13 protein-coding genes are annotated in these 14,138 nt (G+C 63.0%); 8 read left to right on the forward strand and 5 right to left on the reverse strand.

Going from position 1 to position 14,138, the window contains the following annotated elements; all coding sequences use genetic code 11:
* Window positions 1-10: 10 nt before the first annotated feature.
* The gene (locus tag Q7U29_RS11250) at window positions 11-889 is read right to left on the reverse strand and encodes a LysR family transcriptional regulator (RefSeq protein ID WP_304741369.1); all 879 of its coding nucleotides are present in this window, start codon (window positions 887-889) and stop codon (window positions 11-13) included.
* 163 nt (window positions 890-1,052) lie between these two features.
* On the opposite strand from Q7U29_RS11250, the gene Q7U29_RS11255 reads away from it, so the two are divergent.
* The 6 genes from Q7U29_RS11255 to Q7U29_RS11280 all read left to right on the forward strand — a co-directional run bounded on the left by Q7U29_RS11255 (window position 1,053) and on the right by Q7U29_RS11280 (window position 7,057).
* Window positions 1,053-2,213 carry an ABC transporter ATP-binding protein gene (locus Q7U29_RS11255; RefSeq protein WP_304741371.1) on the forward strand — a complete coding sequence of 387 codons (1,161 nt, stop codon included), beginning with the start codon at window positions 1,053-1,055 and terminating at the stop codon, window positions 2,211-2,213.
* A gap of 97 nt (window positions 2,214-2,310) precedes the next feature.
* Window positions 2,311-3,153 (forward strand): carbohydrate ABC transporter permease, encoded by an 843-nt coding sequence (locus Q7U29_RS11260; RefSeq protein WP_370691740.1) that lies wholly within the window; start codon window positions 2,311-2,313, stop codon window positions 3,151-3,153.
* Window positions 3,150-3,986: a carbohydrate ABC transporter permease gene (locus Q7U29_RS11265; protein WP_304741375.1), complete on the forward strand. Its 837-nt coding sequence runs from the start codon at window positions 3,150-3,152 to the stop codon at window positions 3,984-3,986. Before Q7U29_RS11260 ends, Q7U29_RS11265 begins: the two co-directional genes overlap by 4 nt.
* A gap of 33 nt (window positions 3,987-4,019) precedes the next feature.
* Window positions 4,020-5,303 (forward strand): ABC transporter substrate-binding protein, encoded by a 1,284-nt coding sequence (locus Q7U29_RS11270; protein WP_304741377.1) that lies wholly within the window; start codon window positions 4,020-4,022, stop codon window positions 5,301-5,303.
* 84 nt (window positions 5,304-5,387) lie between these two features.
* Complete coding sequence (locus tag Q7U29_RS11275) at window positions 5,388-6,212, forward strand: phosphodiesterase (protein ID WP_304741379.1); 825 nt, start codon at window positions 5,388-5,390, stop codon at window positions 6,210-6,212.
* On the forward strand, window positions 6,209-7,057 hold the full coding sequence (locus Q7U29_RS11280) for a phosphodiesterase (RefSeq protein ID WP_304741381.1): 849 nt from the start codon (window positions 6,209-6,211) through the stop codon (window positions 7,055-7,057). Before Q7U29_RS11275 ends, Q7U29_RS11280 begins: the two co-directional genes overlap by 4 nt.
* A 3-nt stretch (window positions 7,058-7,060) precedes the next feature.
* On the opposite strand, the gene Q7U29_RS11285 is transcribed toward Q7U29_RS11280, so the two are convergent.
* Window positions 7,061-9,031, reverse strand: coding sequence for a methyl-accepting chemotaxis protein (locus Q7U29_RS11285; protein ID WP_304741383.1), 1,971 nt, complete (start codon window positions 9,029-9,031; stop codon window positions 7,061-7,063).
* A gap of 462 nt (window positions 9,032-9,493) precedes the next feature.
* Between Q7U29_RS11285 and Q7U29_RS11290 the strand changes: the two genes are divergently transcribed.
* A complete protein-coding gene (locus Q7U29_RS11290) occupies window positions 9,494-10,723 on the forward strand; it encodes a bifunctional 2-polyprenyl-6-hydroxyphenol methylase/3-demethylubiquinol 3-O-methyltransferase UbiG (protein ID WP_304741385.1) in 1,230 nt (409 codons plus the stop codon).
* A gap of 70 nt (window positions 10,724-10,793) precedes the next feature.
* Here the strand turns inward: Q7U29_RS11290 and Q7U29_RS11295 are convergent, their stop codons facing one another.
* Both Q7U29_RS11295 and Q7U29_RS11300 read right to left on the reverse strand, forming a co-directional pair.
* Window positions 10,794-11,888 (reverse strand): helix-turn-helix transcriptional regulator, encoded by a 1,095-nt coding sequence (locus Q7U29_RS11295; RefSeq protein ID WP_304741387.1) that lies wholly within the window; start codon window positions 11,886-11,888, stop codon window positions 10,794-10,796.
* A gap of 84 nt (window positions 11,889-11,972) precedes the next feature.
* On the reverse strand, window positions 11,973-12,653 hold the full coding sequence (locus Q7U29_RS11300; RefSeq protein WP_304741389.1) for a TenA family protein: 681 nt from the start codon (window positions 12,651-12,653) through the stop codon (window positions 11,973-11,975).
* A gap of 105 nt (window positions 12,654-12,758) precedes the next feature.
* Here Q7U29_RS11300 and Q7U29_RS11305 point away from each other — a divergent pair, with 105 nt between their 5' ends.
* Window positions 12,759-13,760, forward strand: a complete 1,002-nt coding sequence (locus Q7U29_RS11305) for a DUF808 domain-containing protein (RefSeq protein WP_304741391.1) — start codon at window positions 12,759-12,761, stop codon at window positions 13,758-13,760.
* 46 nt (window positions 13,761-13,806) lie between these two features.
* Here the strand turns inward: Q7U29_RS11305 and Q7U29_RS11310 are convergent, their stop codons facing one another.
* The gene (locus Q7U29_RS11310) at window positions 13,807-14,064 is read right to left on the reverse strand and encodes a hypothetical protein (protein WP_304741393.1); all 258 of its coding nucleotides are present in this window, start codon (window positions 14,062-14,064) and stop codon (window positions 13,807-13,809) included.
* Window positions 14,065-14,138 lie beyond the last annotated feature (74 nt).

Below are 14,138 nucleotides of genomic sequence, written 5' to 3' on the forward strand. Positions count from 1 at the left end.
CTGCCTCTCGCTAGTTCGAACCCTGCGGCAGCAGATTGCGTGAATGGAAGAACAGTTCGACGAGCTTTCCCTTGGCGCCGAACAGCGAGAAAATATACTCGGGGACCTCCACGTCCATCTCCGACACCACCACCTTCGCGATCCGGTCGACCCGGCTGGAGCCATGCTCCCATATGAAACCGATGCCGAGCTGGTTCGCCACGGCTTCCAGCATGCCTTCGCGGGTGTTGACGACGATGGCCGGCTCGATCCGCAGTCCGGCCGCGCGGAACGCCTTGTCCACGACGCGTTGGGTGGAGGAATTGCGGCTGCGAAACACCAGCGGGTATTGCGTCAGCTCGGCGACCGACACCTGACCCAGCTGATTGAGGCGGTGTCCGGGATGACAAATCGCCACGACACGCTGATTGAGACAAACCTCGCATCGAAAGCGGCGGTCCTGAGGCACCTCGGGCAGCACCGCAACGTCAACGCGCCGATCGATGACGGCAGCCATGATGTCCGACCAGTTGCCGATTTCCACGCTAATCCGGATTTTCGGATAGAGCGCCTTGAACGCGGAAATCAGCACCATCCCGGGCATTGAATTGCCCAGCCCCACGCGCAACTCGCCTCCCGCCAGCTCCTCGCGCTGCTCGAGAATCGCCACTGCGTCGGCTTCCATCGCCTGAATTCGGTTGGTCGCGGTGTAGAGCTGGCGGCACAGCGAAGTTGCCACCAGATTGTGGCCGTGGCGCTCGAACAGCCTGACATTGAACTCGGACTCCAGCTCGCGAACCAGCTGGGCGATCGAAGGCTGCGAGACGCCGAGACGTCTTGCCGCAGCGGAAAAATTGCCGGCTTCGAACACGGCGTTTACCGCGCGAACGCGCGAAGATGTCAAAGCCATTTCAAATCAACCTCTAACTCCGATCGAATCCCGGATCGCGCGGGAATGCGCCAGAAGGAAACTCCTGTGTTTAGGATAGGGAAATCCTTTGACTGTTATGTGACTGTCAAGCGCCGCCCCTAATCAACGTTCGTTGCTGCATTGCAGTTGGGACACCGGCGAAATGGCGAAGATCGAACTAAACGGGGTCCGCAAGACCTTCGACCAGACGGCAATTCTAAAGGGAATTGATCTGACGATCGAAGACGGCGAATTCATCGCGCTGATCGGTCCATCGGGCTGCGGCAAGTCGACATTGCTGCGCATCATTGCGGGTCTGGAACCCCAGAGTTCCGGTGAGGTACGCATCGACGGCGTCCAGGTCGACGGCGTCAGGCCCAGCGCCCGCAACCTCGCGATGGTGTTTCAGTCCTACGCGCTGTATCCTCACTTGTCCGTATTCGACAACATAGCGGTGCCGCTGCGGATGCGGCGCCATTCGGCGCTGGCCCGCATGCCCCTGATCGGCAGGCTCCATCCCGAACGCGGTCGGACCGAGCGTGGCATCCGCGAGGATGTCGAGCGCGTTGCCGCCCAGCTCGAACTTGCCGCACTGCTCAAGCGCAAGCCGGGACAATTATCCGGCGGCCAGCGCCAGCGCGTCGCGGTCGGTCGCGCCATCGTGCGCCAGCCCGTCGGCTTTCTGTTCGACGAACCCCTGTCGAATCTCGACGCCAAGCTGCGGGTACATATGCGCGCCGAGCTGGCCCAGCTGCATCGCCAGCTGAAGGCCACCTTCGTCTACGTCACCCACGACCAGGCCGAGGCGATGACGATGTCGAGCCGCATCGCCGTCATGATCGAGGGCAACATCGTCCAGATCGGCACCCCTGCCGAAGTCTACGAGAACCCGCGGGACATCCGCGTCGCGGAATTCGTCGGCAGTCCAAAGATCAACGCCATGCCGGGTGTCATCCGCGAGGACCGCGGCCTGGAAGTGCTGGGACGGCAACTTCGCCTCAATACCACGGCCGCGGCGGGCCGCTGTACGGTCTGTGTGCGTCCGGAGCGCATGGAGCTCGGTCCCGGCCCGGGCGCCATTGCAGGCATCGTGACGCATCTCGAGCATCTCGGTGCCGAAGCATTCATTCACGTCAAGGTCGATCGCATCGACCTGCCCCTGCTCGCACGCGTCAGCCCCGATCAGCAGCTGCCGGAGATCGGCAGCGCCATCCAGCTCGGCTTTTCCGCCAGCGCCGTCAGAGCATTCGACGCAACCGGCAAACGCATTGACGTCACGGCGCCGGCTCGCAGCGAGCGCGTGCGGGAGAAAGCCCTTGGCTGACGCCCTCGCCGCCGTTGCGATACCTGCCGAACGCCACGTGGCCCCGGCCACCCCATCGCGGGTTCGGAGCCACAATCGTACACGACCTGCGCTGGCCATGGTGGCGCCTGCCTTCACCCTGATGTGTTTGCTGTTGCTCGGACCATTGCTCGGCGTCATCGCGCTGTCGTTCACCGACTACCAGCTCGGAAGCCCGCAATTCTCATGGATCGGCCTTGCGAACTATCAGGACATGTTTGGCGACCGGGTGTTCTGGCTCTCGCTGCGCAACACGCTGACCTATGTCGCGATCGTGGTGCCCGCGGCGGTGGCGCTGGGGCTAGCCGTGGCGCTTCTGATCGAGAGCGGTGGTTCCTTGCGGACCTGGTATCGCACCATCTACTTCCTGCCTGTGATGGCGACGCTGATCGCGATGTCGATCGTCTGGGAATTCATGCTGCATCCGCAATTCGGCCTGATCAACGGGCTGCTGCACGGCATCGGGTTCGAGGGTTTCAGCTGGCTGCAGGACCGCCGCACCGCGCTGTACGCGCTCTGCGTGATCGGCATCTGGCAGGCGCTCGGCTTCAACATGGTGCTGTTTCTCGCCGGCCTGGTGTCAATCCCCCGACAGCTCTACGACGCAGCCGAGATCGACGGCGCGCATGGCGCCTGGGCCCGGTTCCGGCTGGTGACCTGGCCGATGCTGGGACCGACCACCGTGTTCGTGGTGGTCATCACCGGGATCCGCTCGTTTCAGGTGTTCGACACCGTCCACGTGCTCACCAAGGGCGGGCCGTCGAAATCGTCCGAGGTCCTCATCCACACCATGTACGTCGAAAGCTTCGAGTTCTTCCGCTCCGGCTACGGCGCGGCTTTGACCGTGGTGTTCCTGGTGTTCGTGCTGCTGCTGACACTGATAAAGTCGGCACTGGCGAACCGCGGAGTGCATTACGCATGACGCCACGCCATCGTTCCATCGTCTGGTCCTTTACCCGGCATTCGCTGCTGCTGTGCGGCGCCGCGTTCATCCTGCTGCCGTTCCTCTGGATGATATCGACCGCGTCGAAACCGCAGACCGAGATCTTCACCAAGAGCATTCACTTCATCCCGCACAGCTTCGCACTGTGGGACAATTTTGCGACTGCCTTCGGCAAGGCCAATCTGTGGCGGTTCCTGGTCAACGGCGTCGTGGTCACCGTGTCGATCTTCCTCCTGCAGGTGTTGATCGCGCTGCCCGCCGCATATGCACTGGCCAAGCTGCGGTTCGCCGGCCGCGAGGTACTGTTCGCGCTGGTGCTGTTCTGCATCCTGATTCCGCCGCAGGCGACCGCGATCCCGGTGTTCCTGCTGTTTCACAAGCTCGGAATCCTCGACAGCTATGCCGCGCTGATCGTGCCGTTCACGATCTCGGCGTTCGGCATCTTCCTGATGCGGCAGTTCTTCAAGACCGTACCGGACGACCTGATCGAGGCCGCGCGCATGGACGGCATTTCCGAATTCGGGATCGTCTGGCGCGTGATGCTGCCGACAGCGATCCCGGCGCTGACCGCGTTCGGCATCTTCTCGGTGGTGGCGCACTGGAACGACTATTTCTGGCCGCTGATCGTGCTCAACAGCGAGCACCTGCGCACCCCGCCGCTCGGCGTCGCCAGCTTCCGCAACGAGGAAGCCGGCACCAATTACGGCCCGCTGATGGCGGCAGCCATCGTGATCATCGCGCCGCTCGTCGTCGCGTTCCTGCTCGCGCAACGCCGGTTCATCGAGGGCATCACGCTGACCGGTATCAAGTAGACCTCAGGTGCAATCGTAACGAAGGAGCTATCGATGTTGAAAAGACTGACTGTCGCCACACTGGCCGTGCTTGCCGGCGTCGCCGGCGCACACGCCCAGAGCCAGACCGAAGTGGTGCTGCAATATCCATATCCGGAGCTGTTCACCGAAACCCACAAGAAGATCGCCGAAGAGTTCGCCAAGGTTCGTCCCGACATCAAGGTGTCGATGCGTGCTCCCTATGAATCCTATGAGGACGGCACCCAGCGCGTACTGCGCGAGGCCGTCACCAGCCAGATGCCCGACGTCAGCTTCCAGGGCCTCAATCGCATCCGCGTTCTCGTCGACAAGAGCATCCCGGCGCCGCTCGATGGCTACATCGCCGCAGAGAAGGATTTCGACAAGCAGGGATTCCACCAGGCGATGTTCGACATCGGCACTTCCAGCGGCAAGGTCTACGCGCTGCCGTTCGCGATCTCGCTGCCGATCGTCTATGTCAACCTCGACCTCGCCAAAAAGGCCGGCGCGGATCCGGAAAAGCTGCCGGTGACGTGGGACGGCATCATTGACCTCGCCAAGAAGATCAAGGCCAGCTCGCCCGACGTCAACGGCATCACCTACGCCTGGGACATCACGGGCAACTGGCTCTGGCAGGCTCCGGTGTTTTCACGCGGCGGCTCGATGCTGAACGCCGACGAGACCAAGGTGGCGTTCGACGGACCGGAGGGCCAGTTCGCGATCCGCATGCTGGCGCGGCTCATCACCGATGGCGGCATGCCAAATCTCGATCAACCCTCGATGCGTGCCGCGTTCGCCGCCGGCAAGACCGGCATCCACGTCACCTCGACCTCGGATCTGAACAAGGTGACGCAGATGATCGGCGACAAGTTCACGCTGAAGACCCACACCTTCCCCGATGTCGTCGCCAGCAAGGGCCGGCTGCCCGCGGGCGGCAACGTGGTGATGATCCTCGCCAAGGACAAGGCCAAGCGCGACGCCTCCTGGGAAGTCGTCAAATTCTGGACCGGTCCCAAGGGTGCGGCGATCATGGCGGAAACCACCGGTTACATGCCGCCCAACAAGGTCACCAACGAGGTCTACCTGAAGGACTTCTATGTCAAGAACCCGAACAACTACACCGCGGTCAAGCAACTGCCGCTGCTGACCAAGTGGTACGCGTTTCCCGGTGACAACGGTCTGAAGATTACCGACGTCATCAAGGATCATCTCAACACCATCATTTCGGGAACGCGTACCAAGGAACCCGATGCCGTTCTCGCCAACATGGCCTCCGACGTGCAGAAGCTGCTGCCGAAATCGGTCGGCTCGGCGCGCTGACTTGAAATTTGCGGGCATCACGCCCGCTTACCCAAACCAGCGGGGCGCCACGGCGCCCCGCTTCTCATACCAGCGAGGTTGATCATGAAACTCATCCATATGAGCGACATCCATCTCACCGCTCCCGGTGGCACCATCGGCGGCCGCGACCCCCGCCATAACTTCGAGCGCGCGCTCGGGCACGTCCTGGCCGACCACAGCGACGCCGAGCTGATGGTGATCACCGGCGACCTCTCCGATTGGGGCGACCGGGCGGACTATGAATGGCTGCGGAGCCGGCTGGATACCTTTCCGCTTCCGGTTCGTCTTTGCATCGGCAATCACGACAATCGCGCGGCGTTCCTCAGCGTATTCCCCGAATACGCGGAGTCCGACGGTTTCGCGCAGGGCGTTCACGACACCGCCGCCGGCCGCTGCCTGTTTCTCGACACCACCGAGCCCCGGACCCATGCCGGTCGCTATTGCGCGCCGCGGCAGGACTGGCTGGAGCAGCAGCTGTTCGAACATGACGGTCCGCATCTGCTGTTCATGCACCACAATCCGATGCCGACCCATCTCGGTCCGATGGACCGGATCCGGCTGTTGGACGATGCGGCATTCCGCCAGATCGTCGGCCGGCATCGCGACAAGATCCGGCATATCTTCTTCGGCCACTGTCATCTGCCGCTCGGCGGCTCGGTCGCCGGCGTCCCCGCCACCTCGCTGCGCGGTACCAACCATGCCAGCTATCCGCTGTTTTCGGAGAAGCTGATGCTGAGCGCGTCCGATCTGCCGGAGTCCTATGGCGTCGCATTCGTCGGCCCGGACTACGTCACCGTGCACATGGTGGAGTTCGGCTACCAGGGCGCGATTCGGACCGAGGGCTCGCCGGATTTTGCCATGTGGGACCGGGAGACCATGCAGCGATGAAATTCGTCATTCTCACCGACACCCATTTCGTGCCGCGCGGCAAGAAGCTCTACGGGCTCGACCCGGCGGAGCGCCTCGCGGTCGCCGTCGAGAAGATCAACGCGACGCACGAGGACATCTCCTTCGTCATCGTATCGGGCGATCTCGCCCATTGGGGCGAACGGGCGGCCTATGCCAGTCTCGCCGGCGTGCTGGCCGGACTCGACGCCCCCACCATTCTGATGATGGGGAACCACGACAAACGCGATGCGTTCCGGAGCGAATTCGTCGGGGCCGACCGTGATGCCGACGGCTTCGTTCAGGGCGTGCACCTGTTCGATGCCGCGACCGTCGTCACGCTGGACACGCTGAACGAAGAGACGCCCGACCATGCCGGCGTCCTGTGCGAAGCGCGGCTGCATTTTCTGGAAGAAGCGCTCGGCTCCGCGCCGGCCGACCGGCCGCTATTGCTGTTCCAGCATCATCCGCCGTTCGACAGCGGCCTGCGCTACATGGACACCATCAAGCTCGCCAACGGCGAGGCCGAATGGGACATCATCGCCCGCACGCGAAGACCCGATTACATGTTCATGGGCCATCTGCACCGCCCGATCGCCGGCACCTGGCGCGGCATACCGTTCCATATCCAGCGCGCGCTGACCCATCAGGTCGCCTTCGATTTCGAAACCGAGGGCCATATTCCGGGCACGCACGAGGCGCCGGACTATTCGCTGGCCACCGTGGGCGATGGAAACATCGTCATCCACCAATGCTCGTTTCTCTACGATGGCCCGGCCTTTTCGCTGCACGACCCGAAAGCCCAGAGCTCTCAATCGATCGGAGACCTCGTCAAGGTGATGGGGTAGAGGTCAGGCGGCCCTGACCGAGTTGAGAAATTTTCCGACTTCGAGCTTGAGCCGGTTGCTTTCGCTCGACAGCGATTTTGCCGCGGAATGAACCTGCGCGGACGCCGAACCGGTCTCGGTCGCGCCATGCTGCACTTCGGCAATGTTCGAGGAAACCTGCTGCGTGCCCTCTGCGGCGTGCTGGATGTTGCGCGATATTTCCTGCGTCGCGGCGCCCTGCTCTTCCACCGAGGAGGCGATGGTCGAGGAGATCTCCGACATGCGGCCGATGGTGTTGCCGATCTCCTTGATGGCCCCCACCGAATCCTGGGTGGCGGCCTGAATGCCCGATATCTGCTGGCTGATTTCGCCGGTCGCTTTCGCCGTCTGTTCGGCGAGCGCCTTCACTTCCGACGCCACCACGGCAAAGCCGCGACCGGCCTCGCCGGCGCGCGCCGCTTCGATGGTCGCGTTCAGCGCCAGCAGATTGGTCTGTCCGGCGATGGTATTGATCAATTCGACCACGTCGCCGATGCGACTGGCGGCCAGCGACAGCGCGCTGACGCGGTTGTTGGTCTCCTGCGCCTGGTCGACCGCCTCGCTGGCGACCCGGGATGATTCCTGGACCTGCCGGCTGATCTCGTTCACCGACGCGGTCAGTTCCTCGCTGGCCGCGGAAACCGATTGCACATTGGTGGATGCCTCTTCGGAAGCCGCGGCAACCACGGTGGCAAGATTTTGCGATCGCTCGGCGGCCTTCGTCAGCGTATCGGCGGAGGCCTCGAGTTCGGTCGCCGCCGAAGACACGGTCTCGACGATCTCGCCCACCGCCCCCTCGAAAGCGTCGGCAAGCTCCTGCATGTCGGCCTTGCGCTGTTCCAGCTGCCGTTGCTCCGTCTCGCGCTGTTCGGCGCGCAGCCGCTCCGCTTCGGTCATGCTGTTCTTGAACACTTCGACCGCGCCGGCCATTTCGCCGATCTCGTCCCGGCGGCCGAGGCCCGGGATCGCGATCCTGAGGTCGCCCGTCGCAAGCCGGGTCATCGCCGAGACCATCGAAGCGATCGCCCCAGAGATCGACCGTCCGATCAATAGCGAAAGTCCCATCACCAGGACGACCGCCAGGGCGAACGCGATCATCATCCACGTGCCGACCGAGCTGCGCGTCGCCGCCTCATGGGCTTCAGCCCCAGTGTACGCCTGCTCGACACTTTTCTCGACCTCGACGATCACAGGCTCGATGTCGCGAAACGTCTGCGACATCGCAGCGCCAAGGCTCGCAACTTCCAGCGCGCCGGTGGCCCAGGCAGAGAAATCCGCCTGATATTTTTCCAGCTTCCCGGCGATGTCCGACTTCAGCGCCGGTTGTATTCCGGTCCCTGCCAGCGACTTCGAGAAATTCGCCGCGGTCTTTTTCAGTTCACCGACATACTTCTCGTTGCGCCGCAGCATGAAATCTTTCTCATGCCGCCGCATCATCAGCATCAAGCTGGTCAGTCGCGGATCGTCGATTTCCTTGAGCCTGGCTTCTATGTCGTGAACCGCACCGCGCAGCGAACCGGTCAGGCCGAGCTTCTCGTTCAGGCCAAGCCTGATCTCGGCTTGCGCCAAACCTGCAAAGTTCTTCACGTAATTTGCGAAGCCGCGCTGCGCGATCTCGACCTTCCCAAGGATGGCGTTGAAGTCGCCGGATCGCATCATGGATTTCAGTTTGTCGATGTCGCGGTGTATTCCGGCAGACAATTCCGAATGATGCTTCAGGTAGGACTCGTTGCGACGGAGCTGAAAATCCTTCTCGGCCCTGCGCGCCTCCAGCATCTTGATCGAAATCTGCTTGTTCAGGCTGGAGATGGCGCGGCCTTCGCTTGCGACAATCCGCGACGCATCCTGCAACCCGTTTCCAATCTGGTAGATCGCCCCGAATGCGAGAAGCCCGATCAACCCGACGATGCCTATCGCCATGATCCTGTGTGTGAGACGAACGGAAAAGCCGCTCATGATTGTTTCCTGGTCATTTTGGGATTCGTAGGATCTATGCCGAACCGACAGTGCACATTTATTCGGCAATTCTAATCGATCAGATTTTACGCTTCGCTAACGCTGACGAGTGGGCGGCCCGCAACGGACCGTAGAAGTACGGAAATCAGCGTTTGAATTGAGCGCTGAAATTGCACTGAACATTGATGCAACCGACGACACAAGGCGCGGCGCTAGTTGAAGCGACAGCGCGAATCGAGCGCGGGCCCAGAGACGAATTGACACCGAGCGTTGCGCAGAACGTGGTGATGCACGTAGGCGGACCCATCGAAAAGGTTGGCTCGCCGCCACCGGCGTATGGTCGCGGCCGCCGTCGTCCTTATCGTTGGCGTAGCTCCCTCATAAACACGGGCGCATTTCAGACGTGCGTCGAAGTTCTCCGCGACCATTGCGGGCCGGATCGGCCCAATCTAGGGTCATGTCATGGAAGACACAGTTACAGAGGCGGTCAGGAAGCAGTACGAGGCGTACAGCTATCCGCCGCCAATCGAGGACGCCGAGAAATTCCTGAAGCAATGGGGACCGCTGACATGTGACCCCAGATTTGCCGGCATTCAGTTGTGGCCAGAGGGCCGGCCCCGGCAAGACCTGCGCATCTTGTGCGCCGGTTGCGGCTCTTCCCAGGCGGCTCTGATCGCCCTTAACAACCCGGATTGTTCTGTCGTCGGTATCGATCTTTCCGAGGCCAGCCTCGCTCAGTCCAACCGTCTTCGCGAGCGACACAGCCTCGGCAACCTTGAACTTCGGCAGATGAGCCTGCTCGATGTCGGCCAGTTGAACCGCTCCTTCGACCTGATCGTTTCCACCGGCGTTCTTCATCACCTTCCCGATCCGGATGCCGGACTGAAGGCACTCGCGGATGTACTCGATGTCAGGGGCAGCATGGCCATCATGCTGTACGGGACGGCCGGGCGCGCCGGCGTCTATCTGGTGCAGGATATCCTGCGGCGGCTTGGCGCCGGTCCGAATGCCGAGGGCGTCAGGATTGCGCGCGAGCTTCTGAAGGCTGTCCCCTCGTACCACTATTTGGTCTCGACCAACGGCAAGCTGCCCAACGACCTGACCGACGATGTCGGCGACGCGGGGCTGGTGGACATGCTGCTTCACCCGCAGGATCGCGCCTACTCGGTGCCGGAGATCATGGCGTTTGTCGAAACGGCCGGGCTGATCTTCTCCGGCTGGAACGACAACGCGCTGTACTGCGCCGATCGCTATCTCAGCGGAGAGATGCTGGAAAGAATTCTGGCGCTGCCGGCCGCCGAACAGTGGGCGGTGATGGATAATCTGGCCGTGCTGACGTCAAGGCACGATTTTTTCGTCAGGAAGCCCGAGAGCGCGCGCTTCCTCATCCGTTTCGATACCGACGATTTTCTGGCGTATGTCCCGCTGGTTCGCGCCGGCACCAGGCTTGCCGGCGTCGCCAACGCATTGATCCTGACGCGCGCTGCGTCGCACGGCGAAGTCGTTACCCCGATATCGAGATCGGAAGCCTTGCTGCTGGAGCGCGCAGACGCAAACAAGAGCATCTCGGAAATTCTGTCCGACGCCGTGTTCGTGCCGTTCGAGCCCGAACAACGGACGAAATTCGCGCGCGCCGTCTGCGAGCGCATGTGGCGGTCGGGGCATCTGCTGTTCGGCAGACGCAACGCCTAGCCCGAGCCCGGAAAACCGGACGGCGCGAAAGCGCCGGTCGGAGCAGGCTTTCGACGCGCCGAATCCGAGGCTAATTCCTCGCTGTGCTGCGATCAAGCGTGACATTGGCAAGCAGCGACACCACTTCGGCCTGGCGGGCGCATCCGGTTTTTTCCAGCACCTGACGCAGTTGCGAGCGGACCGTGGAGATGGCCACTCCGCCGCTGACGGCAATCTCCTCCAGCGTCTCGCCGACGGCAAGCCCGCGCGCCACCCGGGCCTCCGACACGGTCAGGTCGAACAGCGACCGCATCAGTTCAACCGGCGGCGCTGCCGGGGCCGACACCGGCGTCACCACCAGCAGCGCGTAGCTGCCGGCAAAGATGTCGTGGGCGGAGCGCCGGATCGGAATGAGATGAACCACCAGGACCGCTCGGTCGTCGGCGTCACGTAGCGGAAACGAGCGCACGGACAATTCGGCATGGGTATCGAGCGCCACAAGTGCTGCCCGCAACAGCTCGTTGGCGCGGCTATCCGCCAGCGCGATGCGGTTTTGCGCACGCCACTGCAAATGGTCGGGCAAATCTTCGATCAGGGGATTGGCTTCGATCACCGTGCCGTCCTGGCCGAGCAGCAGTGCCGGCAATCCCATCGCCGTGAGCGCCTCCTTGGCGCCCCTGGCGCGCTGCAACCCCAGCCGCGCCGCCACGAAGGCGCTGCGCGCCAGATGGGAACGGAGTTCGTTCAGCAGCTCGACCCGTTCCTTTTCGATCGGTCCACGGCTGTGATCGCGCTCGATGCTGAAGACGATATGATCGCCGGTGGGCAATTGCAGACCGGTACCGGCCGACCAGCCGAGCCCGTGCGGGCGAAAGAAGTCCCGATAGATCGGATTGCTGTCGAGCTGTTCCTGCGTCCAGAAATCATGTTCGACGAAGAATCCCGGCAGCGTCCGTCCAAACAGGCAGATCCGGCGCGGGCAACGCGAAAACCAGCCGTCCTCGACATAGGACCGAAAGATATCATTCAGGTTCGCGGACGCGGTCCATTTCAGGACCCGATCGCGGGCCGAGAACAACAGCCCGCCGCGCGAACCGGTCAGTTGGGCCAGTTCGTCGAGGACGCCCGGCCAGAGTTCCGGCACGAAGGAGCTTTCGTAGATGCGGTCAATCAATTCAGTCTTCACGGAGATCCCATCAGGAAGCAATTGCAGTCAATCAGCAGCGACCAATTCGACGGTCCCGCTGCGGCGCTTTTAGCCATCATGCCGTTAATCCGCCACCCCGCCAAGCCGTTGTCGCCAGCCCATCTCCCAGAACTCGGCTTCGAGCCGGGTGGCCTCCTTGAAAATCGCGACCAGATCCTGCTCCCGGGCCGGCGTGGCGTAGAGATCGGCGAGGCCATCCAGCTGCGTCAGCGCTCTTGCCGCGACCTCCTGGTAGGGTGCACCGGCATATTCCGATATCCAGACGCTGTAGGGATTGGTGGCGGCGAGCGCGCCGGGGTGCGCGGCAAGCCGGGTCGCGATGTCAGCGTAGCCGATCACGCAGGGCGCCAGCGCCACCTTGAGCGCCAGCAGATCGCCGCGCATGCCCGCGTCGAGCACGTAGCGCGTATAGGCCAGCATCTCGACCGCCGGAGGGGCGCGTTCGAGATCATCGGCAGACAGCCCCCACCCCGCGCAGAGTTTTACGTGCAGGTTCATCTCGATGTCGATGATGGCCGACAGGCCGGCTGCGGCTTCACGCATGTCGGCAAGCCTGGGCGACTTGTAGACGGCGAGCGCATAGGCGCGGGAAAACTCGATCAGGAACAGATAGTCCTGGACGAGGTAGTAGCGGAACGCCGGCTCGGCGAGCGAGCCGTCCGCCAGCGCGTTGGTGAAGGGGTGCTCGGTGTAGGCCCGCCACTCGGCGGATGCTGCGCTCTTTAGTCGCTCGAAGAAACTCATGATCTCTCGCAGGGTTGGGCTCTCGACGAGTGTGCTGGGCGCGCTACCGGGTTATAGCTCAGGTGGATCGGCGGGGAAGCTGCGAATGACGAACGGGAACTGTTGATGAGCATCGGACTGATCGCCCTGCTCGACGATATCGCTGCGATCGCAAAGGTCGCGGCGGCTTCCCTTGACGATGTGGCGAGCCAGGCCGTCAAGGCCGGGGCAAAGGCGGCGGGTGTCGTCATCGACGATACCGCGGTCACACCGGGCTACGTGATCGGGTTTACCGCCAGGCGCGAACTGCCGATCGTGGGCAAGATCGCGGCGGGATCGCTGCGCAACAAGCTCCTGATCCTGCTTCCCGCCGCTCTGGCCCTGAGCTATTTCCTGCCTTCGGCGATCACGCCGCTGCTGATGTTTGGCGGCGCCTATCTCTGCTACGAAGGGGTGGAAAAACTGCTCGAAGCCTTCCTGCCCCATCATGCCCAGCAGCACGAAGCCCAGCTCGGCACGGTGGCGTTGAATGCGCAGACCCTGGAAGACGAAAAGGTCGCAAGCGCCATCAAGACCGACTTCATCCTCTCGGCGGAGATCATGGCGATCACGCTGGCGGCACTTCCCGTTGGCAGCCTCCTGACGCAGTCGCTGGTGCTGGCGCTGGTCGGGATCGGGATCACCGTCGCTGTGTACGGCGTGGTCGCCCTGATCGTGAAGGCCGACGATGTCGGCTTGGCGCTGGCAAAAAACGATGGCGCCTCGCCGTTCGGCGGCATCGGCCGGGCGCTCGGACGCGGCCTCGTTCGCGGCATGCCCGCCTTCCTGACCGTGCTCGGCGCCGTCGGCACCGCTGCGATGATCTGGGTCGGCGGCGGCATCGTGCTGCATGGCCTGGAGATCTATGGCCCACCTTCGATCGGACACGCCGTCCACGCCGCCACGGAAGCGGCGGCTCATGCACTCCCGGCGGCCGCCGGCCTGCTCGAATGGATCGCCCATGCGGCGATATCGGGGGTCATCGGCCTGTTGATCGGAGCGGCCTGCATCCCGGTCATTGGATTTGTCGTGGCACCCGCATGGAAGCGGTTGAAGGGATGGTTGCCGCGCCGAGTCAGCGAGAAGTGAAATCCGGCTCTCATCAAGGCGCCGGCAACGCAAGGCGGCAAATCCTTCAGCCCTGCCCGTCCTCCAGGCCGTACTCGCGATAGATCGTCAGGGGATCGCGGTCGGGAAACAGCCGGCATTTGGCCTGCGCGAGATGCACGGTGACGGTACCTTGCTGGCAGCCGGCGATCAGGAGCTTTTTGATATCCTCCATGTGAGGCCGTGGCTGGCTTGCCGGCGGCAGCTGCTCCAGCGCAACCAGCGCGGTGGCGAGCGCTTCCGTGAGCACCCACTCGTCGTGGCCGGTAATTCCCTTTTTCGGCATTTGGACAGCCTCATTCCAGGGTGCAGCCACCCATCAGCCCGATCCGCAACATCCTGACGACGAGCAGGCTCGTG

It is taken from the genome of Bradyrhizobium sp., assembly GCF_030654605.1.
Lineage (GTDB): Bacteria > Pseudomonadota > Alphaproteobacteria > Rhizobiales > Xanthobacteraceae > Bradyrhizobium.